The 23,754-nt window shown below is 63.1% G+C and carries 18 protein-coding genes and 2 pseudogenes; 9 read left to right on the forward strand and 11 right to left on the reverse strand.

Translation table 11 applies throughout. The features are described 5' to 3' along the window. Window positions 1–63 precede the first annotated feature (63 nt). The gene (locus IEX32_RS13235; RefSeq protein ID WP_188772089.1) at window positions 64–807 is read right to left on the reverse strand and encodes a tyrosine-type recombinase/integrase; all 744 of its coding nucleotides are present in this window, start codon (window positions 805–807) and stop codon (window positions 64–66) included. A gap of 203 nt (window positions 808–1,010) precedes the next feature. Between IEX32_RS13235 and IEX32_RS13240 the strand changes: the two genes are divergently transcribed. Further along, window positions 1,011–1,697 (forward strand): pentapeptide repeat-containing protein, encoded by a 687-nt coding sequence (locus IEX32_RS13240; RefSeq protein ID WP_188772019.1) that lies wholly within the window; start codon window positions 1,011–1,013, stop codon window positions 1,695–1,697. A 358-nt stretch (window positions 1,698–2,055) separates the two neighbouring features. Here the strand turns inward: IEX32_RS13240 and IEX32_RS13245 are convergent, their stop codons facing one another. The 7 genes and pseudogenes from IEX32_RS13245 to IEX32_RS13275 form a co-directional block, all read right to left on the reverse strand. After that, window positions 2,056–3,273, reverse strand: coding sequence for an MFS transporter (locus IEX32_RS13245; RefSeq protein WP_188772020.1), 1,218 nt, complete (start codon window positions 3,271–3,273; stop codon window positions 2,056–2,058). Between the two features lie 211 nt (window positions 3,274–3,484). Further along, complete coding sequence (locus IEX32_RS13250) at window positions 3,485–4,576, reverse strand: metallophosphoesterase family protein (protein ID WP_188772021.1); 1,092 nt, start codon at window positions 4,574–4,576, stop codon at window positions 3,485–3,487. After that, window positions 4,573–5,331 carry a histidine phosphatase family protein gene (locus tag IEX32_RS13255; protein ID WP_188772022.1) on the reverse strand — a complete coding sequence of 253 codons (759 nt, stop codon included), beginning with the start codon at window positions 5,329–5,331 and terminating at the stop codon, window positions 4,573–4,575. The genes IEX32_RS13250 and IEX32_RS13255 overlap by 4 nt, the downstream gene beginning before the upstream one ends. Window positions 5,332–5,415: 84 nt before the next feature. Continuing rightward, entirely contained in the window at window positions 5,416–6,108 is a 693-nt protein-coding gene (locus IEX32_RS13260) for a GDSL-type esterase/lipase family protein (RefSeq protein ID WP_188772023.1), read from the reverse strand. Between the two features lie 250 nt (window positions 6,109–6,358). After that, window positions 6,359–8,695: a TonB-dependent receptor gene (locus IEX32_RS13265; RefSeq protein ID WP_188772024.1), complete on the reverse strand. Its 2,337-nt coding sequence runs from the start codon at window positions 8,693–8,695 to the stop codon at window positions 6,359–6,361. Between the two features lie 476 nt (window positions 8,696–9,171). Next, a complete protein-coding gene (locus tag IEX32_RS13270) occupies window positions 9,172–10,671 on the reverse strand; it encodes a TetR family transcriptional regulator (RefSeq protein ID WP_188772025.1) in 1,500 nt (499 codons plus the stop codon). A 775-nt stretch (window positions 10,672–11,446) separates the two neighbouring features. After that, window positions 11,447–12,603: pseudogene (locus IEX32_RS13275) on the reverse strand (IS110 family RNA-guided transposase). Between the two features lie 393 nt (window positions 12,604–12,996). Here IEX32_RS13275 and IEX32_RS13280 point away from each other — a divergent pair. Then, window positions 12,997–13,629, forward strand: a complete 633-nt coding sequence (locus IEX32_RS13280; protein WP_188772026.1) for a hypothetical protein — start codon at window positions 12,997–12,999, stop codon at window positions 13,627–13,629. 261 nt (window positions 13,630–13,890) lie between these two features. Here the strand turns inward: IEX32_RS13280 and IEX32_RS13290 are convergent, their stop codons facing one another. Then, the gene (locus IEX32_RS13290; protein ID WP_229736362.1) at window positions 13,891–14,178 is read right to left on the reverse strand and encodes a conjugal transfer protein TraD; all 288 of its coding nucleotides are present in this window, start codon (window positions 14,176–14,178) and stop codon (window positions 13,891–13,893) included. 7 nt (window positions 14,179–14,185) lie between these two features. Next, complete coding sequence (locus IEX32_RS13295; protein WP_188772027.1) at window positions 14,186–14,491, reverse strand: conjugal transfer protein TraD; 306 nt, start codon at window positions 14,489–14,491, stop codon at window positions 14,186–14,188. Window positions 14,492–14,665: 174 nt separating this feature from the next. On the opposite strand from IEX32_RS13295, the gene traA reads away from it, so the two are divergent. From traA to IEX32_RS13310, 3 genes and pseudogenes are all read left to right on the forward strand, one after another. Beyond that, a complete protein-coding gene (gene traA, locus IEX32_RS13300) occupies window positions 14,666–17,614 on the forward strand; it encodes a Ti-type conjugative transfer relaxase TraA (protein ID WP_188772028.1) in 2,949 nt (982 codons plus the stop codon). Window positions 17,615–17,624: 10 nt separating this feature from the next. Then, window positions 17,625–18,329, forward strand: a complete 705-nt coding sequence (locus IEX32_RS13305) for a DUF6118 family protein (RefSeq protein WP_188772029.1) — start codon at window positions 17,625–17,627, stop codon at window positions 18,327–18,329. Window positions 18,330–18,558: 229 nt separating this feature from the next. After that, window positions 18,559–19,329 (forward strand): annotated as a pseudogene (locus tag IEX32_RS13310) (IS5 family transposase). A gap of 215 nt (window positions 19,330–19,544) precedes the next feature. On the opposite strand, the gene IEX32_RS13315 reads toward IEX32_RS13310, so the two are convergent. Further along, the gene (locus IEX32_RS13315) at window positions 19,545–20,210 is read right to left on the reverse strand and encodes a TetR/AcrR family transcriptional regulator (protein WP_188772030.1); all 666 of its coding nucleotides are present in this window, start codon (window positions 20,208–20,210) and stop codon (window positions 19,545–19,547) included. A gap of 256 nt (window positions 20,211–20,466) precedes the next feature. Between IEX32_RS13315 and IEX32_RS13320 the strand changes: the two genes are divergently transcribed. The 4 genes from IEX32_RS13320 to IEX32_RS13335 are packed head-to-tail and all read left to right on the forward strand — an operon-like array spanning window position 20,467 to window position 23,706. Next, window positions 20,467–21,681 (forward strand): LLM class flavin-dependent oxidoreductase, encoded by a 1,215-nt coding sequence (locus IEX32_RS13320; protein WP_188772031.1) that lies wholly within the window; start codon window positions 20,467–20,469, stop codon window positions 21,679–21,681. A gap of 27 nt (window positions 21,682–21,708) precedes the next feature. After that, complete coding sequence (locus IEX32_RS13325; protein ID WP_188772032.1) at window positions 21,709–23,010, forward strand: zinc-dependent alcohol dehydrogenase; 1,302 nt, start codon at window positions 21,709–21,711, stop codon at window positions 23,008–23,010. After that, on the forward strand, window positions 22,955–23,212 hold the full coding sequence (locus IEX32_RS13330; protein ID WP_188772033.1) for a cupin domain-containing protein: 258 nt from the start codon (window positions 22,955–22,957) through the stop codon (window positions 23,210–23,212). The genes IEX32_RS13325 and IEX32_RS13330 overlap by 56 nt, the downstream gene beginning before the upstream one ends. Continuing rightward, window positions 23,209–23,706 carry an SDR family NAD(P)-dependent oxidoreductase gene (locus IEX32_RS13335; protein ID WP_188772034.1) on the forward strand — a complete coding sequence of 166 codons (498 nt, stop codon included), beginning with the start codon at window positions 23,209–23,211 and terminating at the stop codon, window positions 23,704–23,706. The genes IEX32_RS13330 and IEX32_RS13335 overlap by 4 nt, the downstream gene beginning before the upstream one ends. Window positions 23,707–23,754 lie beyond the last annotated feature (48 nt).

Below are 23,754 nucleotides of genomic sequence, written 5' to 3' on the forward strand. Positions count from 1 at the left end.
AGCCGGCGCCTGATTTGCACCATCTCGCCGAAGCGCGGATGGAAACGGTAGCTGATCCGGCCATCAGCCGGCTGTTCGTTGGCAGTATGTCGCCATTCTGAGCAGAACCTGGATCACGCGGATATCGACGTCCTGCTCGAGCAGGTGCGTGGCGAAGCTGTGGCGCAGCGTGTGCGGGCCGACACGTTTGCGGATCCCGGCGACTTCGGCCGCTTCCTGGACCGCGCGATGCAGCTGCCGGGTCGAGATGGGATCGGTGTAGCTGCGCCCCGGGAACAGCCAGCCATGGGGGAACATGACCCCGCGCCTCTTGCCCTCGCGCCACCACATCCGGAGCAGTTCCAGAAGTTGCGGCGAGAGCATCGCATTGCGGTCCCTGCCGCCCTTGCCCTGTTCGACGCGGATCAGCATGCGCGTGCTGTCGATGTCGTCGACCTTGAGATGCGCGACCTCGGACACGCGTAGGCCCGCACCATAGGCGACGCCGAGCGCGGCCTTGTACTTGATACCCGGCGCCGCCTCGAGCAGCCGGGCGGCCTCCTCGACGCTCAGGACCTCGCGCATCTTGTGCGGTCGGCGCATCGCCACCAGGCCCCGTGCCAAATCGCGCCGCCTGAGCGTCACCGTGTACAGGAAGCGCAGGGCCGAAACCGCGCCATTGATGGTGCCCGCACTGGCGCCGCTCTCGTGCTGGTGGATCTGGAAATTGCGCAGATCCTCCGCCGTCGCCGTGTCGGGCGGACGGCCGAGGTAGGCGGCAAAGCGCCGGACGTGGCGGATGTACTGTTCCTGCGTGCGCGGCAGCAGGCNCGCAAAGCCTCACATTATCGCGCTAGCCCGCCCCACGCGACCCTCCCGCGCGAGCGGGTTCGTCCTTGTTGGCGACAGCAACCGGGAGGCATGCCGGCCATCGACGGCAGCAAACTCCGCACTTCCGCTCCTTTCGATGTGGCCCTTGCTCGGCAGCGCCCGGGGCTACCATCCAATACTCACAGTGATAAGGACGGGGGATGGAAGACCTCTTTGCCCAACCGGTTCTGAAACAGCTGACCCTTTCCAGAAGCGAGGTCGAAGCATTGGCGGGGAAGCCGCACACGGTCGTCGAATGCGAGCTCGTCGGGCACGATCTTTCTGGTCTGGATCTCTCGCAATGGTCGTTCGAAAAATGTGACCTTCGGCAGACCGATTTCCATGGAGCGAAACTCGAACGCTCCAAGTGGCGATCCTGTCGCGCAGCCTTTGCTTCGTTCGTCGGCTGCGACCTGTCCGAAGCGTCATTCGCCAACAGCGATTTGAACAATGTCGCGCTCAAACGGAGCAACCTGGAGGGCGCGAAAATCGTGGGGTGCAAGTTCACGGGCGCAGACATGACCGACATGAGGGCGTTGGAAGTCCAGTTCGAGGAAACCTTGCTCATCAATGCCAAGATGCCCGGCCGGGACTTTCGGAAAGCCACGCTGACGCGCCTGGACTTTTCACAAGCTGACCTGCGCAAATGTGATTTTCGCCATGCCACGTTCAACGATTGCAGCTTGCGTGATGCGCTGCTGGATGCCGCCCGTTTTGACGGTGCCGACCTGCGCGGTGCCGACCTCGGCGGCGTCCGGCTTGGAGATGCATCACAGTTCCGCGGTGCGACAATTTCAAGCGAGCAGGCAAGTCAGCTTCTGAGTGAACTCGGGTTGAAGGTTCGCTGACGCTTTGGATTACCCCACTATCCAGGTCCGCGTTTGACGCGATATTTCAAACCTTGAACGAGATGAACGATCGGCCGCTTTTGGGCAGCGTCACGGCAGGCGGCGCTGTTTCTTAAGTCGGTGGATGTTCCAGCCCACTCCATCGGATAAGGCTTGTCGCCCTTAGTCAGTGTCGCCGTCCAATGTCAGCCCGCTTCAGCGCCACCCGCCATGGCCACCGGGCGCACCGCTCCGGCTGAAGCCAAAGCGATCCAAGCCACAATTCCAGACTGCCCCTCGTTCCGTCACGCTGATCGGCCATGACCATGCGCCAACGATAGGGCTCGGTGTCGGAAGCTGCGGCGGCTTCCCTCCGTGCTCAGGCAAGAGCGGCCATCGGGGCGTTCTGCGCCAGCGACCGCCTCTCCGTGCGGACAATGGCCATGTTGAGCAGCCCCGCAACGGCCAGCAGTGCAATGATTGTTAGCAGCGGTACCACATAACTGCCGGTGGTATCGCGCAGATATCCTGCGGTCGGGGACATCAGGAACAGAAACGGGATAGAGATCAATGAGGAAAATCCCGAGACGAAGGCGAAGTTCGCGCGACCGAATATCCGCCTGACGAGCACGGCCTTCGCGCTTATCAGGCCTCCCCCGCAAATGCCAAATATGACCGCGTCTATCAGCAAGAGCCCGAAGCTGGCCGGGATGATTAGGATCCACCAGACCGCCATCTGGATGAAAGCGCCCATGGCCAACGTCGTTGCCGCTTTCCAGCGGTCGGCTGCTGCCCCGAACATGATGGAGCCCAATATGCCGGTTGCACCGGACACCGACAGCAGCAGCGCCGAAGTCTCGAGCGACCAGCCCTGCTCGACAAGGACAGGCACCAGATGGGACGTTTTGGCAACGCCGGATCCCGCCACTATCCCGGCGCCCGTCGCCATAGCGATGAGCACCGGATTGCGCAGCAGATCGCGCACGGTAACTGTCGGCAAGACATCCTGGCCGCCCCCGCCGGCAGATTTTCGCGCACCGACTGGATCGAGGCCCAGCTGTTCCGGTCGGTCAACGATCAATATCTGAAACGGGATCAAAAGCGCGGTGATTGCCGCAAGCCCCAACAGGATGCCTTCCACGCCAAATATCGGCAGGAGCCAGACCGTCATTATCGGAGTCACTGTTACGAGCAGGGGCATGAGGGCGACGCCGATCATCCGGCCCTGGCCGCGATCGTACCAGTTGCTGAGCAAGGTCATTACCGGCAATGTCCCCATCAGGGCTGTTCCCGGCCCGATCAGCAACCCGTAAATCGCCAATAGGGCGAAGCTGCTTTGGGCAACCGCTAACCCTGCGAAGCCAAGGCTGGTCAGCACGGCGCCGAAGATCATCATCGGGCGAATGCCGGTGCGCGGGATAAGGTGCCCGATAACGGGGGCCAAGATACCGTGCGTGAGCGCGACGATCGCCAGAACAAGACCCATGACGGTCCGGTCCGCCTGGAACATTCTTTCAAGTTCCAGCACCAGCGCGCCGAAGGCCCCATAACAGCTTCCAACCCCTATATTGAAGCTGGCAAAGCCGATCGCCGTCATGCGCCTCGCATACAATCTGGACCGCCTTTCCCGATCGAGGGGGTCGACCGGCTTTGTTTTGTCGGTAGTGGCTGCAGTCGGGCCCGATGCGGCGCCCGGCCTCCGATCTATGGCCAAAGCGGCCTCCTCTCCACCCATTTATCCGCATGTACGGGCGAACCGACAATGCGAGAACCAGCCTTGCCGGCCAAAGCGCCCTCGTACCGCTTCGTTAGCGAGCCAAAGTCTGACCGGAACGGGCATCTCGATCAAGCAATGAGGAAAGTTTAATCAGGCTCACGTCAGGCTCTCCTGCCGATACCGTGATCCAGGCGATGTGATCCATGCTCCCGGGGCCGCTCTGATGGCTGACTGCACCGGTGCTCCCCATGGTCAGATAGTCATGGCCGGACCGAATCTCCCGCCGGTAATAATGGTTGTGTCCGGCGATGACCGTGTAGTTCCGGTCGCGAAGCGCCCGCTCGATTCTTTCGAACCCTTGGCTGTCCAGGGACCACGCGGGCTTGTGCATCAAAACGAATGTCCAGCGTACATCCTGCTCTTCGGCCAGTAGTTTTTCGGCCCATTCGATTTGTTGCTCGCTGAAGCGGGCCTTTTGCAGCGGGGATAGGCTCTCCGCCTCTTCACGCCGTTTATTTTCCTTCGATACCGACAGAGCGATTTCACGTTCCACGGCGACCGGATCGGCTTCCATTCGCTTCGCCATCATACGAAACGTCGCCGCCATCTCGGCCGGCATCGGGGCCGGCGGATCCTCGGTATCCAGCACCACGAACAGTACGTTCTTGAACTTGAACCAGTACCAGGGCTCGCCCCGTCGTTCCCGCCACATTTCCAACTGGGTATCGGTTCCCAGATCGTGGTTGCCGGCGACGTAGAAGAAAGGCAGATCGGCCTTTTCGACTGCAGCCTCTATATGCGACCATTCTCTTTCAAGCTCGGCCCGGTCGTCGCTGTAGCCTTCGAGAAGGTCGCCCACATTGATGACGAATTCCGGCTTCATCCAGGTGAGCTGGACCATCGCCTGTTCGAACACACCGGGTCGGGCCAGGCCCGTGCGATCGCCTACCACGGCAAACCTCAACGTCTCCGGTTCCGCCGCGGGACGCTGCGTCCACGGCTTCGCTGGCGTTGAGACATTCGTTTGAAAGTTCAGCGCTTCCTCGCGGGCATTCGCGCACCCGCACAGCAGGAAAACCAAGCCGGCGGCTGTGAAGTATTTCCTTGCAGCAGACATTGTTGGACGGAACGAGGCCGCCCGTCGAGTGGATGAAACGGTTCGTTCCAGATATGCGGTTTTCAACGCGGATTTACTCCTGCCCAGTCAAAGCAATGGAAAGCGCCTTTCGTCCTGAAGCCTTTGACGATGGCCGCGTTCGGCAACAGGTTTTCGAAGGCGAACTCCGGCGAAAGGTTTTGGAAAAGCAGTGGCGCGATAACCGCGATCAGCGCCCCGTGAGACACCATGATCAAAGGTCTCCCCGGCTGCATATCCTGTCGCATTGTTTCGAGGATTGCCGGCAGGGCGCGCGCGCGTACTTCCTCGAAACTCTCGCCTCCGGGAGCTTTCAGGTCGGTTCGACCTTCAAGCAGCCAGCCCCGCAAGATTTCCAGCACGGACGGGACGGTTTTGCTGCCATTGGCGGCGGCAGGGGTGCCGAATGAGACTTCGACCAGTTCCGGAGCCAGCCTAATTCGGGAATCCGTTGCGAAGCCTATAGCATCCGCCGTCTGGATCGTCCTCAGTCGAGGGCTCGCATGAATGGCGGCGGGAGACACCTGGCGGGCGATTCTGTCGGCCAAAAGTCGCGCTTCCCGCATTCCCTTCGTGGTCAGCGGATATTTGACCCCGTCATCGGCACCCTCGCCGTCGTTGGGAAGAGCGGCGCTGGGGCCCACGTTGATGACGCTCTCGGCGTGACGAACAAACCAAACTTCTTCCCGGTCGAGACTGGCTGCGTGAGCAAAGCCCGGCGCCAGCGCGGTGGCCGCACTTCCTAGAAGAAAAGTTCGTCGATCGGTCCTTGCCGGCGATCGGTCGCCCGGTGCATCCGGCATCGCCGGCACTCCGACGATAGGTGTTCTGCTCCTCATGTCACTGGACCTTTCGATGGGTTTTGTTCCTGCCCTGATCGCTGCCGGTCATTTGAGAAAGGGAGCGATCGCGTCGCCCGCTAGCTTGCGCATGATTTCATAGCCGTTGGCGTTGGGGTGAGCGCCGTCATTGCTGAGGCCGCTCCGGAAGCTTCTGGCCTCGTCGCTCAGGGCGGTGAAATAATCGACAAACAGCACTTCCTGCTCGTCGGCAAAATTTCGCAGCCAGTCATTCAGGGCGGCGATATGTCCCGCCGGTCGCAGGCCGGGATTCCAGAAAAAGTCGGTCGCCGGCGGTATCGCTCCGAGCACCACCGCGATGCCGTGCAGCCTTGCGAGCTTTGCCATCGCCGCAAGACGATTGTAGATCTGGTGAAGCGTGACCGGTCCGCCATTGCCCGCGATATCGTTGGTTCCGGCGATCAGATGCATTGCCGCGGGTTCGAGAGCCAGGACATCCTCGGGAAATCGCACAAGCATCTGCGCGGTCGTCTGCCCTGAAATCCCTCGATTTTTACACGCGCCTGCAAAAAGGTCGGGATCGGCACGCGCCCAGTTCTCCGTGATTGAGTCCCCCATGAAAACGACTCTCGGCCTTTGGCTGCGACCTGTAATGATTTCCCTGTTTGCCTTGTACCAGCGACTTAACTGGGCCCAGTCGCCATCAGACTGTTCCTGCTGCGAACCTTGTAGGGCGTTTGCCGCGACCGGTTGGGGGAGTTCGGGATCGGTCTGGATCATCCAGTCGGCGAATTCCTGCTCAATCGGCAGAGGACCCGAACAGTCGGCTAGATGCTCTACGATTCCCGGCCTCGCGCTGTCCCCCGTTGCAGTGTTGGGTCCGGATGAAAACATGATGAATTTATTGCCTCCGGATTAGACGGCCATCTGGCGCCGGTGCGGACGGAGCGGCCCCCTTGCGGGCTCGGATCCGATTGTAGCGGACATGCCGCTTCGTCCGCGCCTGGCGCGTGCTCTTGGTCAGGTCCCGTCAGAACTGAACGCCAAAATCGACACCGAAGGAGCGCGGCATCTGGAAGGTGCCGAGAACTCTCGATCCGATCGAGAAGAGGTATTCGAACTCGTGGTTGTTGGTCAGGTTCTTACCCCACAGCGAAACACGGCCCGATGCCCCGCCAAGGGGGATGTCGGCTAATGACAAGCGGGCGCCGACCTGCAGCCGCGAAGGAATGGTGAGCGCGCGGTCAATCTCGAAATCCGCATTCTCCAGTCCTGCGCAGCCGACTTCCGTCGATACTTGCGAACCGTACGGGCAGATCAGCCGGTAATGCTTGCCGATATACTGGCCGTCGATGCGGAACGATGGCCGCATGCCATTGTCGAACTCCGGAAATTCGTACTCGGCAGCGACGTATCCGGAATGTCGGGGCTGATATGACCGCACCCCTGTCGACATATCCGTGTCGACGAACCCGTAGTTCGCCGTAAGTGTCAGGCCGTCGGTGGGGACGACGGTCGCCTCCAACTCCACGCCGCGATCCGTGGCGCTGCCCGAATTAATCAGGATGTTGCCGACACCGACCAGGAAGCCTGATTTTTGCAGGTTTTTCCGGTCCGCCTGGAATAGCGCGGCGTTGATCCTCACGCGCCGGTCCAGAAACTCGGTCTTGATGCCCAGTTCATAGGATTTGACGGTTTCGGGTTCGAACTCCACGCTATTGAAAATGCCGCCGGACACGTAGCCGGTCGCGAACTTCGCATATACGTTCGAGTTGTCGGCGAATTCGTATTTCAGCGTAGCATCATAATCCACGCGGTTCTGTTTGGCGGTATATTTTCCCCGAGGGGCTTCGGGACGAGGTGCGTCAAGCAGATCGTTCTCCGACCGCTTGTCTCTCGAGTAGCGCAGCCCCGCGCCCAGCTCCAGGCTCTCACCCAGGCGCAGATTGCCATGCGCAAATGCAGCGAATGAACGGTTCAGTACCTCTTGAAGCGCGCCGCCGGCAAGATAACTGCCCGGATTGGTGATCGAAATTTCCTCTCCCGGCGGCGAGACGAGACCAAAGATAACGGGACTGTTCAGTTCGGCCTTTTCCCGGAAATAGAAAAGGCCCGCGACCCAATCGAACGCCGAGGTTTCTCCCAGCAACTGCAATTCATGGGACCACTGCTTCTGCTTCGCGTAACGCGCGGCGGCGAGGTATTGGTAAGGGTTGCCCGACCCGGCGGGGTCGACGAGTGCGTTTCCATCCAGTTCCGATGTGGTCTTGACGTCGAAGCCGCGCACGGCGCCGATATACTTAAGGTCCAGCCCCTCATTGAGTTCGTACACGCCGGTCAAGCTATGTCCCCACGTTTCCTGTTGCGAGGGGGCGATCCCGTCGATCGGGAGTTCGTCGCGCCATTCGAGGCCGGACACATTGGTGCCGCCCAAGGCAGGCTGGTCCGGCCACGAACCGACCAACAGCTGCATCCCGTCAATCGTGGTGACGAGATCGGTGTAGTCGAACTTGTAATCCAGGGTCAGCCCCGGAATCCCCTCGTACCGGACGGCTGCGAGAACCGAATCGGTGTTGTTTGCGCCAAATGTCTTGGCTGCAGTTCTGGGGCCGAAGGGCTCCGGGTAGAGGAAGGTCCGGCGGACGTCGGCGCTATTCTTGACGGGGCCTTCCTGCTCATCGTGCACATATGTAATGCGAGCGGACAGGCCGGCCCATTCCGGCGTGTTGATAGTGATCCGCCCGCGACGCCGATCGTAGTTTCCGACCGTCGCCTCCGCGATTACACCGAACTCGCCGGTCGGCCCCGCCGTAATGAAGGATATGGCGCCGCCCGTCGAATTGCGCCCGAAAAGCGTACCCTGGGGCCCGCGCAGAACCTCAAGGCGCTCAAGGTCCACCAGGTCGAAGCCCGAGTTGCCCGGCCGTCCGAGGTAGACCCCGTCGATGTAGAGCGCCACGCCGGAATCGATCTGGAAGTTGAGCGAACCGGCCGAAATGCCGCGTATATTGAATTGCGGCGCGGTCGGCGAACCAGCCTGCTTCTGCACCAGCACGTTCGGAACCGTCTTGCCGACATCCTGAAAGCTTTCGATCTGCAGGTCTTTCAGCTGCGCTGCGCCAAGCGCCGTGACGGCCGTTGGCACATCCTGAAGGCTCTCCACCTTCTTGCGCGCCGTTACCACGATCTCACCGACGCGATTATCGGCTGCAGGCTCGGCGACGGGATCGGCCTCCTCTTGTGCCGCCCACGCCACTGACGGGGAAAGCGCGCACCCGGCCAACGCTATTCGCGCCGACCCGATCAGCAGATGAATACCCAAACGACTGCGCATAGACCTCTCCCTTTTTACTGCCCACTTGTTCAATCGTATTGATTCGATTGCGACTCAGATTCTGCGAAAAATACCCTTAAATCCCAGATAACTACGAGATTTGCGGGAAGCGGCATGCCAAATTGGTAAGTAAAATTGCCGCATATGGCAACATGATTGTTCAACTGTACGGTAACTTTCTGCCGGGTTGGAAACCGCTGGCTCCCGAGAAACGGAGCGCCTGTAACCGCGCAGAACGTTGACTCGCACGGCGCCGGCGCCGCGCGATCAGAACGCGCACCGAATTACCGGTGCGGGATATCGAGCCAGGGGTAGGGGACGATCAGCGGCTCAGGCTTGGGGGGGCGGGACCGTTCTCCGACAAGCCAGCGCTTGCGCACTGGGCGCGCGCGCCGAAGGGACGGGCATCGGGGCACTTCCCGCATGAAAGGGGCCTTCCGCAATGACGCGGTCCAAGTGCAAGATGCGATATCGCCGCATTCGACGCTGCGCTCAGCGCCTTGGGCGCATCATCCCATGCCTGTCATGCGGCTCGGCGTCAGTCCGAATTGCCGAAACCCGTATGCGACGGCTTCCGCGTCGAAGTCATCGCCTTGAGCGGTGCGTTGCAAGGCCATGCGCAAGGCGTGGCCGACCATCCAGAACGAGAGTGCAAAGGCGTCGAAGGCGTCATCGCCCACAGGGTCGAATGCGGGATCACGTTTGCGCGTGTGATACAGTCCGCGCGTCATGCGAAAATGGCGTGCCAGTCCGGAAAAGTTGGGGTCGCGGGCCGCGACCAGTTCCAGCTCCGAATATGCGATCAGCAGGGAAACTGAACTTTTGCCCGTGAAGGTCACGATCCGCTCGGCCAGTTCGGAATCGTAGCTCTCGCCTTCCGCCACGCCAAGCGATTGGGTGAAGGCGATGATTTCCCGGTGAATGGTCCTGTAGGTGGCATAGATGAGATGCTGCCGGGTCGAGAAATAGTGCGACACCGCGGAAGCTGACGTGTTGGCGTTCGCAGCCACCGTGCGAAAGCTCAAGGCGCCCGGGCCTTGTTCGATCGCCATGCGCATCGCCCCTTCGAGGATCGATTGGGCCGTGGCGGTAACGGGCATGTCCAGGTCGAGGGCAAGGGGCGGTTTGGCCAATGTTCCGCGCAATATCGAACGGAACCACAATGGCGGGGTGCGCCGCTCGGGCGGGCGGAGCGCGCGTTCGACTATTTCGCGGGACAGAACCTGTGCTTCGGGTCCCTGGTCGATGCCGCTCATATGCAGCATCAGGCCGAGGTGCAGTTCGAACAGGAACACGCCCATGGCGGGCGAGTGTCGGCTGTCGCGCGCGACGCCCTGCCAGTGATCGGACACCGACGTTGCCCAGAGTTCGGCCTCCGCGATATGTCTCGGTTCGCGCAGTACCAGCGCCATGAATTCGCAGATGGCCACTTGCTCGAGCCGATCCTCCACGCTGCCGAGCCCGAGCATCGCGAGTACCGCGTCGGCGAGATCAGCATATCCGCCGCACGTCTCCTGAAAGGATCGTGCATAGGAGTTGAGCCGCCGCACATGACGGTCCCCCAAACAGCCGAACGTGCAATTGAGAAGGCGGTCCTTTGATCCGAACTGGTATCGGATAGTGGCCGCGGGATGGCCCGATGCATCCGCGAGCGAACGTAACGTAGTGCCTTGAACACCATGGTCGCGCAGAAAATCGGCGGATTTCTCCAGCAATTCCCCGGACAGACGCGAGCAGGTGACTGAACGATTCTTTCCTGTCACTGCCGTCGCCCATTGTTCGCTCGATGTGGAACCGCACCGGCGTGGCCGGAGAACGGTCGTTCGAAATAGGGTTTGTTCGTTTGATCGTCCAGCTTCGCGTGGTTGAGATAGGGCCCGTCGAACCGGCATAAAGGAGGGTCGGCCGCCGGATCCCGTCCGGGACAGGCTCGTGCGGCCTTCCCGGTCCATGACCGCCACCAAAGAGAGCATAGCTCGAGGCATCGAAAAACAGGTCGGCGCCGTCATCGGCGGTCTACGCTCTTGGAGAATCAGCATGGGATATTCAGCCATGGAGCCCGCCGTACATGCGGGCCAGTGGGGCCAAGGTGCCCACTCAAACCGCGCGATATCTGGGCCATCCGGTTCTAGCTGGACGAACACAGGTGGCTGCGCGATTGGGCACTGTTCGACCCCGCGATCGAAGTAAACTGCGTGGATGCGATCTCGTGAAAATCAGGGTCGGCGATACTGCAACAGGGGGACCCCCCCGCAATTGCTCGACTGTCAGCCAACAGAAGACCGGCAGGCCCGTCCAGATCATGATGGAAGCGCGAAAGAGCCTGACGGCGTGACTCGAAAGACGCGGAGGCAACGCCTACAACTTCGCCTTCCCCAGTCGAATTGACTAACTCTGTCATTTGAGCACCAGGAAGTATGCTCATCTGAGATCAAACCGGCTCCTGGGTCCTCTCGGGGTGCCGGTGTGGCCGCATTAATGGTCGGCAGCTCACATGACGAGGACGTCGGTCAAGGTTTAAAGTCGTGACAGCATTTGTTGTCTCCTTGGCGATGGGATCCAGGCTTTGCCCGTTGCATGACGCGGATCGACGGATCGACCCATATCCAGCTCACATGCGGTCGCCGTTCGGAACGGCTGCACCATTATCCCGCTTGCGGCGGGCACGGGCTCAGGAAAACGAGACCAGTCTTTCAGGCGGCATCTGAAGCCAACTGCCATTTCGGTTCGCCTCCTGGATCCACGGAGCTGATCGGGCTCCGGGGATGGTTGGAAGGTGTTGCGTCAGGCGGCCTTCATTATGGCTCCTTCGATGACCACACCTGCAGTCGCATACTTCCACAGGGCGATCAGGAGCTTGCGAGCAAGCGCGACGATTGCCGGCTTTTTGTGTCGACCACCGTTGTGTCGCACGCGCTCCTGGAACCAGCGCGCGAGTGCGGAGTCCGGCTGATAGCGGACCCAGAGCCATGACAGCTCCACCATGGTCGTTCGAAGTCTGGCGTTGCCAGCCTTGGAGACGCCCTGCTCGTGTCTGATCGAACCGCTTTGCCAGGGCGTGGGTGCCAGTCCGGCATAGGCTGCGAGCTGGCGCCGATTATCAAACTGGCGAAACAGCCCCTCAGAGTAAAGGATGGTCGCGAACTCGGGTCCGATGCCCTTGAGTTGAGGAGCATCGCCGCGGGCGTATTGTCCGCCTGTGCCGCCATGAGCAAAGCGCGTTCTTCCTCGACGGTTTTGATCTGTTCGATGATCAGCTCGAGACGATCGAGTTCTCGATCAATCTGCGACCTGACATGAGCCGCGAGAACGCGTCCATCGCCTGTTCTGAGGTCTCCGAGGCGATCTCGGCGATCCCGACGGAGCGGCTCATATCCGGTGATGCCCTGTGTGAAGAGCAAACCTTTGATCCGGTTGATATGCTGGGTGCGCTCGATGATCAGCACCTGGCGCTCGCGGCAGATGCGACGCCGATCTTCCTCCTCGACGCTGGGTGGCCTGACCATAGCGCAGACGCGTGGTTCGCCTCGCTTGTAGGCGAGCAAAGCACGGACCAACGCTTCGCCATCGATCTTGTCCGTCTTCGCACGTCGGCGTCGGCGGGATGTGGCGATCGACGCCGGGTCAACGACATGGCTCTCGATACCTTCGTTCTCCAGGACCCGGTGGATCCAGAAACCATCGAGACCCGCCTCCTGGATGACGATAAGCCCGAATTCCTGTCCGGTTCGCGCCTGCGCCTTCGCACGAAGCTGGGCGAAGCGCTCCATCAACCCGGCAACATCGCCAGCGCGGACAACATGCTTCGACATCCGCTCGCCGGCGCCTGGCGACAAAGACGTGATCAGCAACGTTGATTTAGAGAGTTCCATCGAAACGAAGATCGCGCCAAGATCTATACGGATAGCGGCGGGCGCATCGGGTCGATCTGCTGCAAGCATGGTTGCCTCCACGGAGTTAGGGGTCAGCAACCGCACTCTGCCACAGTGTCAGCCGCTATCCACCCTCGCCATGGGATCTTTCAGGAGGCCGATTAGGCTGGGCCAACGTCGGCTATGTCGGCGGAGTCCCCCTTCAGAGCGACGGTTCCACCGCCTTCGTCGGGGGGGCGAACGGTTCATAGGCGGGGTTGCCGATGCGCCCCGTTTCCGGCATCATTGCATACACGGGACGGAAATCTGGCGGCCGTCCCGAAGGATTATCCTGCCAGGCATCATTACGCTCGGCCTCGCGCGTCGGGTGGTTGCTGACAGCCGCTGCAGCGCGGCGAACAGAGAACACCGCTTGCACCTTTCCGTGCCTGAGTGCGCGGACCGCCAGTGTGCAGGTCTGTCATGACATCGAAGTATCCGACAAAGCGCGATCGTTCGCCGATCGTCTCGCCCACCTCGCGCCGAGCGCTGCTGGGCGCCTTGGCCGCCGCGCCGGTTGCGGCCCCGACCATGGCCGGCGCGGCAATCGCCACCAGCCCCAATGCCACGTTCGCAGAACGGCAATTCGTCTGGGCTGATGAGCCCGCTGTGCTCCGCCGAACACGCGCCGGGCGCAGTCTCAGCCGCGTGCGGTACCACAATGCCGAACAGTTCTTCGCCGGCATCGAGGAGGGGATTATCGGCGAAGGGCCGAACCTTCTCTACCATACCGGCATCGTTCTCCAGCTCGGCCTCTCCGCGCACCTCATCGACGTGGGCTTCGACGACCGATGGTGCGCGCGCCATGTCGGGCTGCACATCGACCGATCGCTCGCGCTCGCGGACGCAACCGGGCTTGGCCTCAATGCCCCCGAGATCGAACGGCTTGCCCGCTTCCTTTCGCCCTACGGCAAATGGCGCCAAGCCGATATCGGCAGCCAGCCTGCCTGGCCCTGGTCGAGAGCCGAGCTGCGCCCCCTTACGCGCACGTTGCTCGATCAGGTGCGATCGGTAACGGGGCACGCGCGTCCCGCGCGGGGGGAGGCGGCATCATGACGGATAGCACTGGCAGTCATCTGGCAGTCCTCCGCCTGCGCTGCCGGGTCCTGGCCATGCGATGGATGACGGCGCGCTCGCGCGCGTCAGCGCCGCCCGGCGCAGCCCGGCTTTCCCGTATGCAAGAGGCTTTGGAAAGCATGCCGGACCTCACCCGCGAAGTGTTCATGATGCACCGCTTCGACGATCTGCCCTATCGCCGGATCGCGGTCCGCGTCGGGATCGGCGTCGATGAGGTCGAAGCGCATATGGTAACCGCGCTTACGCTTCTCGGACGGGCCTCGCGCGGCGAGCATGAGCCGCCCCGCTGCTCTCGGCATCGAGATCGAAGGCGCGCTTGCCGCGCCTGCGCCATAGCGCCCGGTGCTGCTGCGCATTTTCGCCGCGCAGCCGCGCAGCGATGTCGAGCAACGCGCCGTAGAGGACGGCACGGTCGTCGTCAGCCAGTTCGACGAGATCGGCCTTCACGATGAGCCCGCCCAGCTCGATCAGATGCCGCGTGCGTGTCCGGCGCTTGACCTGCCACTCGCGCATGTCGGTTCGCGCCATGACTGCCTCAAGCCGATGCTGCGCCGCCGCCGAGCGGGAGAGTGCTTTGCGCGTCGCGGTGAGCTCGCGGCGCAGATGCTCGCGCCTTGCCCCGAAAGAAGGCCGCCCCGCTCTTGCGCCAGGCCTCCTTTCTGCCCGCATCCCTATTGGCTGCCGCATCGAGCAATGCGCCCGCCAGCACATCGGCATCGAGCGCATCGGCGCCGGTCGCCACGACCAGTTCGCCGAGCTGGCGCACACGGCGTTCCTTGAGCTGCTTTGCCTTCTCGGCAAGCGCCTTCAGTTCCGAATCGAAGTCGCGCGGTTTACGCATGGCAAAGTCTCCATCGATGAGTGATGCGCCTATGATAGAAGAGCAGCCTCATCGATGCAGTAGAGTCGCCGGGACGCTCTGAAACGATGCGGTCCCTTCCCGGATTTTAATGGGGAAGGGCGCGCTTATACGTCGTTCCGACGTGCGCTCAGAAGTGTAACTGGTATCGCTGTCATGGCGATCTACCATTTCAGCGTACAGGTTATCGGGCGCAAGGCGGGCCGCTCCGCCGTGTCGGCGGCGGCCTACCGCGCGGGCCAGCGGCTGCACGATGAGCGCCTCGACCGAACTCACGATTTCCGCGCCCGCTCCGGTGTCGAGCACAGCGAAATCCTCCTGCCCGAAGGCGCGCCCGAACGCTTCCTGGATCGCGAGCAGCTTTGGAACGAAGTCGAGGCGGTCGAGGTCCGCAAGGACGCACAGCTGGCGCGCGAGGTCGAGTTTGCCATTCCGCGCGAAATGACCAGGGCCGACGGCATCGAGCTGGCCCGCGACTTCGTACAGACCGAGTTCGTCGACCGGGGCATGATCGCCGACCTTAATGTCCATTGCGATATCGGCGTGGACGGTCAGCCAAAGCCCCATGCCCATGTCATGCTCACCCTGCGCGAGGTCGGCGAAGACGGGTTCGGGGCGAAGGTGCGCGAATGGAACGAGCATGCGAATGTCGGCCTGTGGCGCGAACGCTGGGAGACCCATGTCAACGCGCGGCTCGCCGAACTCGACATTGACGCGCGCATCGATCACCGCTCGCTGGAAGCGCAGGGCATCGACCTTGAGCCGCAGGCCAAGATCGGCGCCCCCGCGCAGCGCATGGAGCGCCAGGGCCAGCTTGCCGACCGCGCCGAAATCCACCGCGAGATCGCGCGTGAGAATGGGGCGCGGATCATCGCCAATCCCCGCCTCGCTCTGGACGCGATCACCCATAGCCAAGCCACGTTCACCACCCGCGACATGGCGATGTTCGTGCATCGCCATTCGGACGGGGCCGAGCAGTTCAACGCCGCGATGAGCGCCGTGCGCGGCTCGCCCGATCTGATCGCGCTCGGCAAGGATGGACTTGGGCAAGAGCGCTTCACCAGCCGTGAGATGATCGAGACCGAGCAGCGGCTCAGCCAAGCCGCCGAATTGATGGCGCAGCGCGAGCGGCATCGCGTGCCCGCGAGTGACCGGGACGGCGCGCTGGCGCGCGCGGGCCAGCGCGGGCTGGACCTGTCGGGCGAGCAGCGTGCGGCATTCGAGCATGTGACCGACCGGCAGGGGCTGAGCGTGGTCGTCGGCTATGCCGGCACCGGCAAGAGCGCGATGCTCGGCGTGGCGCGCGAGGCATGGGAGGACGCTGGCCTTAACGTGCGCGGCGCGGCGCTGTCGGGCATCGCCGCCGAGGGCTTGGAGAACGGCTCCGGCATCGCCTCGCGCACCATCGCCAGCCTTGAGCTTCAGTGGAGTCAGGGCCGCGATCTGCCCACCTCGCGCGACGTGCTGGTGATCGACGAAGCAGGCATGGTCGGCACGCGCCAGATGGAACGCGTGCTTACCCATGCCCAGGAAGCCGGCGCCAAGGTCGTGCTGGTCGGCGACGCTAGCCAATTGCAGGCGATCGAGGCAGGCGCCGCGTTCCGCTCGATCGCCGAGCGGCACGGCGCCATCGAGATCGGCGAGGTCCGCCGCCAGCATGCCGACTGGCAGCGCGAGGCGACCCGCCAGCTTGCCACCGGCCGCACGGCGGAAGCGCTGCGCGGCTACGAAGGTAGGGGCATGGTGCATGCCGCCCCAACGCGCGAGACGGCGCGCGACGAATTGGTCGAGCGCTGGGACCGCGAACGGCGCGCCGAGCCCGGCGCCAGCCGCATCATCCTCACCCACACCAACGACGAGGTGCGCTCGCTCAATGATCAGGCGCGCGGCAGGCTGCGCGTAGCGGGCGAGCTTGGCGCGGAGGTGACCGTCAGAACCGAGCGCGGCGAGCGCAGCTTCGCTCCCGGCGACCGCGTGATGTTCCTGCGCAACGAGAGATCGCTGGGTGTCAAGAACGGCACGCTGGGAGAGGTCGAGCGGGTCAGCCCTGGACGCATGGCGGTGCGGCTTGATGACGGGCGCAGCGCCGCCTTCGACGTCAAGGACTATGCCCATGTCGATCACGGCTACGCGGCGACGATCCACAAGGCGCAAGGGATGACCGTGAACCGGGCGCATGTGCTGGCGACGCCGGGCATGGACCGGCATTCCAGCTATGTCGCGCTCTCGCGCCACAGGGACGGTGTCCAGCTCCATTACGGCCGCGACGACTTTCGCGATACGGACCGTCTTGCCCGCGTGCTTGCGCGCGAGCGGGCCAAGGACATGGCGAGCGACTATGCCCGCGCCGATCCTGCCAGGACCTATGCCGAACGGCGCGGCATCACTGTGCGCGAGCGCGCCGCCGAGCATCTGTCCCGAGCTAGTCGAGGGATTATCCGCAAGGCGCCCGAGAAGGCGCGCAGCATCCCATCGGCTTCGCTCAGGGGAGCCTTTGCCAACTTCCGGCCGAAGCCGTACACGCCGGAGGTCGCGCCGCCGCCGCAAAGCCGCGAGGCCGACGTGCGCCGCGCGGTCGAGCGCTATGCCCGCGTGCTCGATGACATCGGCTGCATGCGCGTGCAGCACCTGCCGGTGCTGCCGCACCAGCGCGAGGCGCTGGACAGAGCGCGCGCGGGTCTCGATGCGATCGGGCCGCAGGCGCGGGCCGATCTGCAATCGGCGTTCGAACGCCGTCCCGACCTTGTTGGCCCTGCCGCTCGGGGAAACAGCCAGGCGGCCATCCGCGCGATGCAGATCGAAGCCGGGATCAGGACCGATCCCTTCCAGCGCGCCGACCGATTTGTCGAGGGCTGGCAGCGACTCCAGCGCCAGCGCGACATGCTGCTTCGCGGCGACAATCGGGAACCGGCACGCAAGGTCGCAAGCGACATGGGGATGATGGCCAAGAGCCTTGAGCGCGACCCGCAAGTGGAATCGCTGCTGCGGGACCGGAAGAGGGCGCTCGGCATCGACATGCATGCCGTGCGCCCCATCGGCCGCGAACTCATGGATATCGCCGCGCTCGGCCGCGAGCGGTCGCGCGGCCTCGAAATCGGCATGTAGGAGAAGGCCAGTGGACGACAATGACATGGACACCGAGGAGCGCGATCCCGCTGCGGAAGCGTTTCTCCGGCTCGAAGGCCAGATCGCGCTCATGCGCCTGGGCGTCGAGAAACTCGCGGCGGAACGCGCCGACATCGTCATTCCGGATTACAGCGCCACCCTCGGCGAAATGACGCAGAACATCGCCTGGACCCTCGATACGCTCAGAGACATCGTCGCCAAGCCGGCAATGTCGTTCACGCCCGAGGACTGGGCGCGGCGCATCGACAGCGCCGCGCTCCAGGCCCGGCGGACCGATCATGCCGAACTGCGTGCGTCCTGCAACCGGTTCGATTCTGCCTCGCGCGAACTTCAAACCGTGGTGGCAATCGCCCGCACCGCTCGCGATCAGCGCCGCCGCCTCCTATGGGCGGCAGGCGGCGGGCTGCTGGCAGGGATACTGCTGTGGTCGGTCTTTCCCGGCGCGTTCCTGCGCGCGCTGCCGCAGAGCTGGCTCATGCCCGAGGGCATCGCGGCGCGCGTGCTTCGCGAGCCTACGCTGTGGGCGGCAGGGATCCGGCTGATGCAAGCCGATAGCCCGCGCGCGTGGCAGGCGCTGGCCGACGCTGCCGAAGTGTTGACCGACAATCGCCAAGCCTTTGAGAAGTGCCAGGCGGCGGCGACCAAGGCGCGTAAATCGGTGCGCTGCACGCTTGATGTGAGGCCAGATTTGTGACGCCAGCAGCAAGCTCGCGACCTGGAGGCTGTCAAACGAACTGACGATTTATCCCCTCGTGTTGCCTCACCGAAGATTGTTACCGGGCTTAGAGCCCGCCCCGAAAGTTGTTGAGCAATACCAGCATGTTGTGATTCACGCCGTCCTGCGAGAGATGGAGTGAACGAAGGCATGGACTGGTATTGCCCGGCAGGAGCATAGCCGGAAAGGATTGCGCTATTCCAGTGATATGACGGACCGGGAGTGGCAGCTGGTGGCGCCGTTCATCCCGCCGGCCAAGCGCGGTGGTCGGCGGCGCACGACGGACATGCGCGAGGTGGTGAATGCCTTGCTCTACATCGCGGCAAGCGGCTGTGCCTGGAGGCTTCTCCCCAAGTGCTTCCCGCCCGTTTCGACGGTGCAGCGCTATTTTTACGCCTGGCGCAACGCCGGCCTTCTCGAGGCAATGAATATGGTGCTGGTCATGAACCTGCGCGAGATTGAAGGGCGCGAGGCGTCCCCCCAGCGCCGGCGTGATTGACAGCCAAAGCGTCAAAACCACGGAAAGCGGCGGGCCTTGCGGCTACGATGCGGGGCAGAAGATCAAGGGCCGGAAGCGCCACATTCTGACCGACACCTGCGGCTTCCTGATTTCCATACTGGTCCACACTGCCGACATCCAGGATCGGGACGGTGCCGTCGATGTCCTCAAGGCCGTGCGTCGGCGCTTTCCATGGTTGCGCCATGTCTTTGCCGACGGAGGCTACGCCGGGGACAAACTGCGCGATGTCCTCGCCGATCGGGAGAATGGACGATCGAGATCATCAAGCGAACCGACAAGGCCAAAGGCTTCCAGGTCCTCCCGCGCCGGTGGGTGGTCGAGCGCACATTTGCATGGCTCGGCTGATGCCGGCGCCTCGCCAAGGACTGGGAAACCTCCATTGCCTCGTCCACGGCATGGGCCACCATCGCCTCCATCCGCATGCTCAACCGCAGAACTGCAAGGTACTGCTACGGTTGAGAACCGAGTCGGAGTATAACCTGAATCACATATGAAACTGATATATAATAACAAATAATGGATCTTAAATGTTGATTTTATGCCTTGTCCCCCGGAACTTCCCCCGCTCTTGCGTGGATAGAGGCGAATGCGGACGGATAGCGCTCGTTTGATTGACAGCACCAACATCGGCGACGCGCAGGGTAGCTCTGGCAATAACGACAAGCGACCGCTCATCAAACAGCGTGATCGAAGAACCGTTCCAGGCCGGCAATGATGTTGGCGAAGGCGTAGCCCACCACCGCCTCGCTATCGGAAGGCGGGCTGCCGCCGTAAAGGCTCAGCAGCAAGTCATGCTGTGGCGAAGGAAGGTCTTCGATCAGCTCGTCGGGCAGCTGACTGGGGCCGGTCGGCTCGTTGACCAGGGCATTCATCACCCCGAGCGCCGACAGTGACAGCCAATAGGCGATGGCCTTTCGGCGCCGGGAATCCGGTTCGTGCGCGGCGATGATCTCCAGCACGGGCAGCCAGGCCCGCAGCCACCCTGCCGACAGGTTGCCGTCCCAGGCGATCACCTTCAGCGCCACGGGATAACGGCGGACATGCGCGGCCATGGCGTCGAGCCATGCGGACAGGAAGTCTTGCCAGCGCGCGGCGGGGGCGGGCATCGGGAACAGCGTGAATACGCGGTCGGCAACCGCCTGCAGGAGCGCATCGACGCCCGTGAAATAATTGTAGAATGACATGGCGGACACGTTCAGCCGCTTGGCCAATTTGTTGACGCTGAACTGCTGCACGCCGACTTCGTCCAGCAGTTCCAGCGCTTCCGTGACGATCAGTTCGCGCGACAGAGTGCCGGGTCGCCCGGCACGGCGAGGAACAGGTGCGACGGGGGTGGCCATGCGTCCCTGTAACATAGCCGCGCGGCGCGGCAAGGCGCAGATCGGCCGAAGAGCGGCCGTTGACCAGAATTCCCGCGGATCGGCCCACGGTTGCGGCCATCTGGCCCACCCCAGCCTCCTCGATACAAATTTGCGGATTGACGACCAACTTCGGGCGCGGTTATGTTTATGGTATAAATAAATTGGCGTCGACGTCAGAACGGCCAGGGGTGGGCGCGCCTCACCCGGTTGGGCGGTAAAGTGAGAGAGAGGTATGATGCAGCGTTCCGTTCGGCTTCGTGCAGGCATGTTCCTGGCCCCCTTCCATCCATTGGACGAAAGCCCGACGCTCAGTTTCGAGCGCGATCTCGAGCTGGCGACTTTTGCCGACGAGATCGGTTTTGCCGAGTTCTGGTATGGCGAGCATCACAGCGGCGCGTATGAGAACAGCGCGTCGCCGGAATTGATGATCGCAGCGGCCGCGCAGCGCACCAAGCGGATCAAGTTGGGCACGGGCGTGGTCTCGCTCCCGTACCACAACCCGCTGATGACCGCGAACCGGATTGCGCAGCTTGACCATCTGACGTTCGGCCGGCTGATCTTCGGTGCCGGCCCCGGGCTCCTTGTCAGCGATGCCTACATGCTTGGTCTCGATGCGCGCGAATCCCGCGACAAGCTGGATCGCGGACTTGACGTCATAACCCGGCTCCTGCGCGGCGAGTGGGTCACCGACAGCTACGAGGGCTGGTACGACTTGCGCGATGCGCACACGCAAGTTCTTCCCTGCAATCCGGAGATGGAGGTTTGCGTCGCCAGCACTTTCTCGCCCAATGGCGGGGCGCTCGCCGCCAAGTACGAGGCGGGCATGCTGTGCCTCGCCTCCACCATACACGGCGGCTACGACGCGCTCACGACCAATTGGCGGATCGCCTGCGAAAGCGCGGCGAAAGAGGGCAGGACCATGTCTCCGGCCAGCATCCGCTGCGCCACCGACATCCATATCGCCGAGACCCGCGACAAGGCCATGGATCAGGTGCGCGAGGGCTACGAAAAGTGGAAACTCTACATCAAGAACCAGTCCGAGCAGCTCAAGGAATCGCCGGCGCACCTCTCGCTCGAAGACCTGCTCGAGAAGAACCAGATCGTCGTCGGCACGCCCGATGATGCGATCGCGCAGATCCGCCGCCTGGAGGAAAAAGTGCCTGATTTCGGCTGCATCCTGATGCTCGACAAGAACTGGTCGAATACCGAGCACAAGAAGCGTTCGATGGAAATGATGGCGCGCTATGTGCTCCCCGCGATCAATGGCGACAATCGCAATCGGCAAAAGTCCTTCGACTGGGCGCGTGCCAACCGGGACGGCTTCATCGATGTGATCCAGAGCGCAAACAAGCGCGCGTTCGATAAGCACGCCGTGACCTCGGCAGCCTCGGACGGCACCACGCCGCCGGACCCCAGCGCGCCGTTCGAAAGCCTGAAACTTGGCGCCTGAGCCTGTGGCATAGCTGAGAAGGATAAGATGCTGGCAGCCAATTTCATCGATCCGGGCATCATCGATGCCCGTACCGACGCCACCCCCGGCCGACCCGGGGCCGGAGAGGTCCTGGTAGCAGGTAAGGCTTGCGGCATCTGCGGTTCAGATCTGCACATGTTCCGCCACAACACCTCCCGCGAGCGGCTTACGCGTAAGACGCCCGAGGGCTATGAAGTGCCCGGTCACGAGTTCGCCGGCACGATCGCCGCGATAGGACCGGACGTGGAGGGTTGGCAGGTGGGCGACCGCGTTGTCGGCGTCACCGGAAAGGGCGGCGGCATGGCACAATTCGTCACCGTACCGGTCAATCCCTTTCAACTGGTCCGCATCCCGGACGGCGTATCATTCGAAGAGGCTGCCACCACCGAACCGCTGGCCGACGGCTTGCAGATGGCTCGCAAGGCAGCGATCGCTGCGGGCGAGAACGTACTGGTGTTTGGCGTTGGCATCATCGGCCTCGGTGTGATCCAGGCGATCCGGGCGCGCGGGCTCGAGCCTGCCAGGATCATCGCGGTCGACATCCACGATCGCCGGCTGGAGGCTGCGCTGGCCGTGGGCGCGACCGATGTCATCAACGCGCGCGAGCAGGATGTGGTCGAAGCGGCGGCGGCGCTCTGCGGACGCGAGGACGACTTCCGCGGCCAGTCCGCCAAAATCGATGTGGTGATCGACTGCGCGGGCTATATCCGCCACATCCCGGGTTCGCCGCCGCTCCAGCTCGCGCTGCGCATGATCGCCAACCGTAATGGCCGCATCGTATGTTTCGGCGGCTTCGAAGGCGAGATGCCGATCGATTTCAGCTACGTCATCCGCAAGGAACCGGTCATCATCGGTTCGAACGGCTATGCCGCTGAGGAACTGGCCGAGGCTCTCGACCTAATGGCCGCCGGCAAGGTGGATCGCGGCAGCCTGATTTCGCACCGATTCCCCCTCGAAGCGGTGGCGGAAGCGTTCGCCGCGCAGCGGCAGCCGGACTCAGTGAAGGTGATGCTGCAGGTGCCGCCGCATCAGGCGGAAGCGGCGCGATCAGGGCATGGAGGATCCAGACGTGAAACGAGTGGTGACGACCAACGATGCGCGGGGCCGTTCCCGTGTTCTGATCGAGGAGGTGGTCGGGCCGCACGGCGCGGTCTGGGAAACGCGCCCTGGCCAGCCGCTGGGAGCCGAGCCGGTGCCCCGCAGCGATGCCCTCGATTTCCCGCGCGGCGGCATCCAGGCGCGCTACATCGAATTGCCCAAGGACGAGCTGCTTGCCGTCTATCTGCAGCAAGGCATTCCCGGCCATGACGCGCAAGGCTTCCATCGTACCGGCACGCTGGACCTTGTACTGCTTCTGGAGGGCCGGTTGCGCCTGCTGTTGGACGAAGGCGAGGTCGTGCTGGAACCGGGCGACGTCGTGGTTCAGCGCGATACCAACCATGCATGGCGGGCCGGAGACGATCCTGCCCGCTGCTTCGTGGTCGTAAGCCGGCCCGAAGACCTTCCATGACGGTGGACCGATCGGCTGAGCTGGCCGGCAATGTCGCCGTCATCACCGGCGCGGCGAGCGGGATCGGGCAGGGTCTCGCGCTTGGCTTCTTGCAGGCGGGCGCGTCCGTCGTTGCGGCCGACATCAAGGTCGACACTGCGACCCGCGGGCTCGCCGCCGACGGAGGCCTCGCCGATCGGCTGCATGAAATTACCGCTGACGTCACGCAGGACGAAGATGTCGCGTGTAGTGTCGCCACTGCGCGCGACAGGTTCGGCCGCATCGACATCATGGTCAACAATGCGGGTGGCCCAAGCTGCTCGCCCAGCCTCTATGCCGCCGCCAAGGCGGCCGTAGTGCGGATGAGCGCAATGGCGGCAGTCGAACTTGCGCCATGGCGAATCCGCGTCAACACGGTCTCGCCGGAGCCGATCATGGTCCCCGGCTTTGCTGACAACGGGGGCAGCGCGGAACGGCTGATCGCGGTTCAGCCATGGCCCGAGGCTCCGAGATGACCAATTCGCTTCTGCGCGAGGGCTGTCGACAGACAGGGAATTGAACGG

It is taken from the genome of Novosphingobium endophyticum (assembly GCF_014640675.1).
In the GTDB taxonomy this organism is placed as follows: domain Bacteria; phylum Pseudomonadota; class Alphaproteobacteria; order Sphingomonadales; family Sphingomonadaceae; genus Novosphingobium; species Novosphingobium endophyticum.

Coding starts and splice junctions, on each gene's coding strand:
- IEX32_RS13240 (WP_188772019.1), top strand. CDS start 1,011: ATGGAAGACCTCTTTGCCCAACCGGTTCTGAAACAGCTGACCCTTTCC.
- IEX32_RS13245 (WP_188772020.1), bottom strand. CDS start 3,273: ATGACGGCGATCGGCTTTGCCAGCTTCAATATAGGGGTTGGAAGCTGT.
- IEX32_RS13255 (WP_188772022.1), bottom strand. CDS start 5,331: ATGCCGGATGCACCGGGCGACCGATCGCCGGCAAGGACCGATCGACGA.
- IEX32_RS13260 (WP_188772023.1), bottom strand. CDS start 6,108: ATGATCCAGACCGATCCCGAACTCCCCCAACCGGTCGCGGCAAACGCC.
- IEX32_RS13270 (WP_188772025.1), bottom strand. CDS start 10,671: ATGACGGCGCCGACCTGTTTTTCGATGCCTCGAGCTATGCTCTCTTTG.
- IEX32_RS13280 (WP_188772026.1), top strand. CDS start 12,997: ATGACATCGAAGTATCCGACAAAGCGCGATCGTTCGCCGATCGTCTCG.
- IEX32_RS13290 (WP_229736362.1), bottom strand. CDS start 14,178: ATGGCGCGAACCGACATGCGCGAGTGGCAGGTCAAGCGCCGGACACGC.
- IEX32_RS13295 (WP_188772027.1), bottom strand. CDS start 14,491: ATGCGTAAACCGCGCGACTTCGATTCGGAACTGAAGGCGCTTGCCGAG.
- traA (WP_188772028.1), top strand. CDS start 14,666: ATGGCGATCTACCATTTCAGCGTACAGGTTATCGGGCGCAAGGCGGGC.
- IEX32_RS13315 (WP_188772030.1), bottom strand. CDS start 20,210: ATGGCCACCCCCGTCGCACCTGTTCCTCGCCGTGCCGGGCGACCCGGC.
- IEX32_RS13320 (WP_188772031.1), top strand. CDS start 20,467: ATGCAGCGTTCCGTTCGGCTTCGTGCAGGCATGTTCCTGGCCCCCTTC.
- IEX32_RS13325 (WP_188772032.1), top strand. CDS start 21,709: ATGCTGGCAGCCAATTTCATCGATCCGGGCATCATCGATGCCCGTACC.
- IEX32_RS13335 (WP_188772034.1), top strand. CDS start 23,209: ATGACGGTGGACCGATCGGCTGAGCTGGCCGGCAATGTCGCCGTCATC.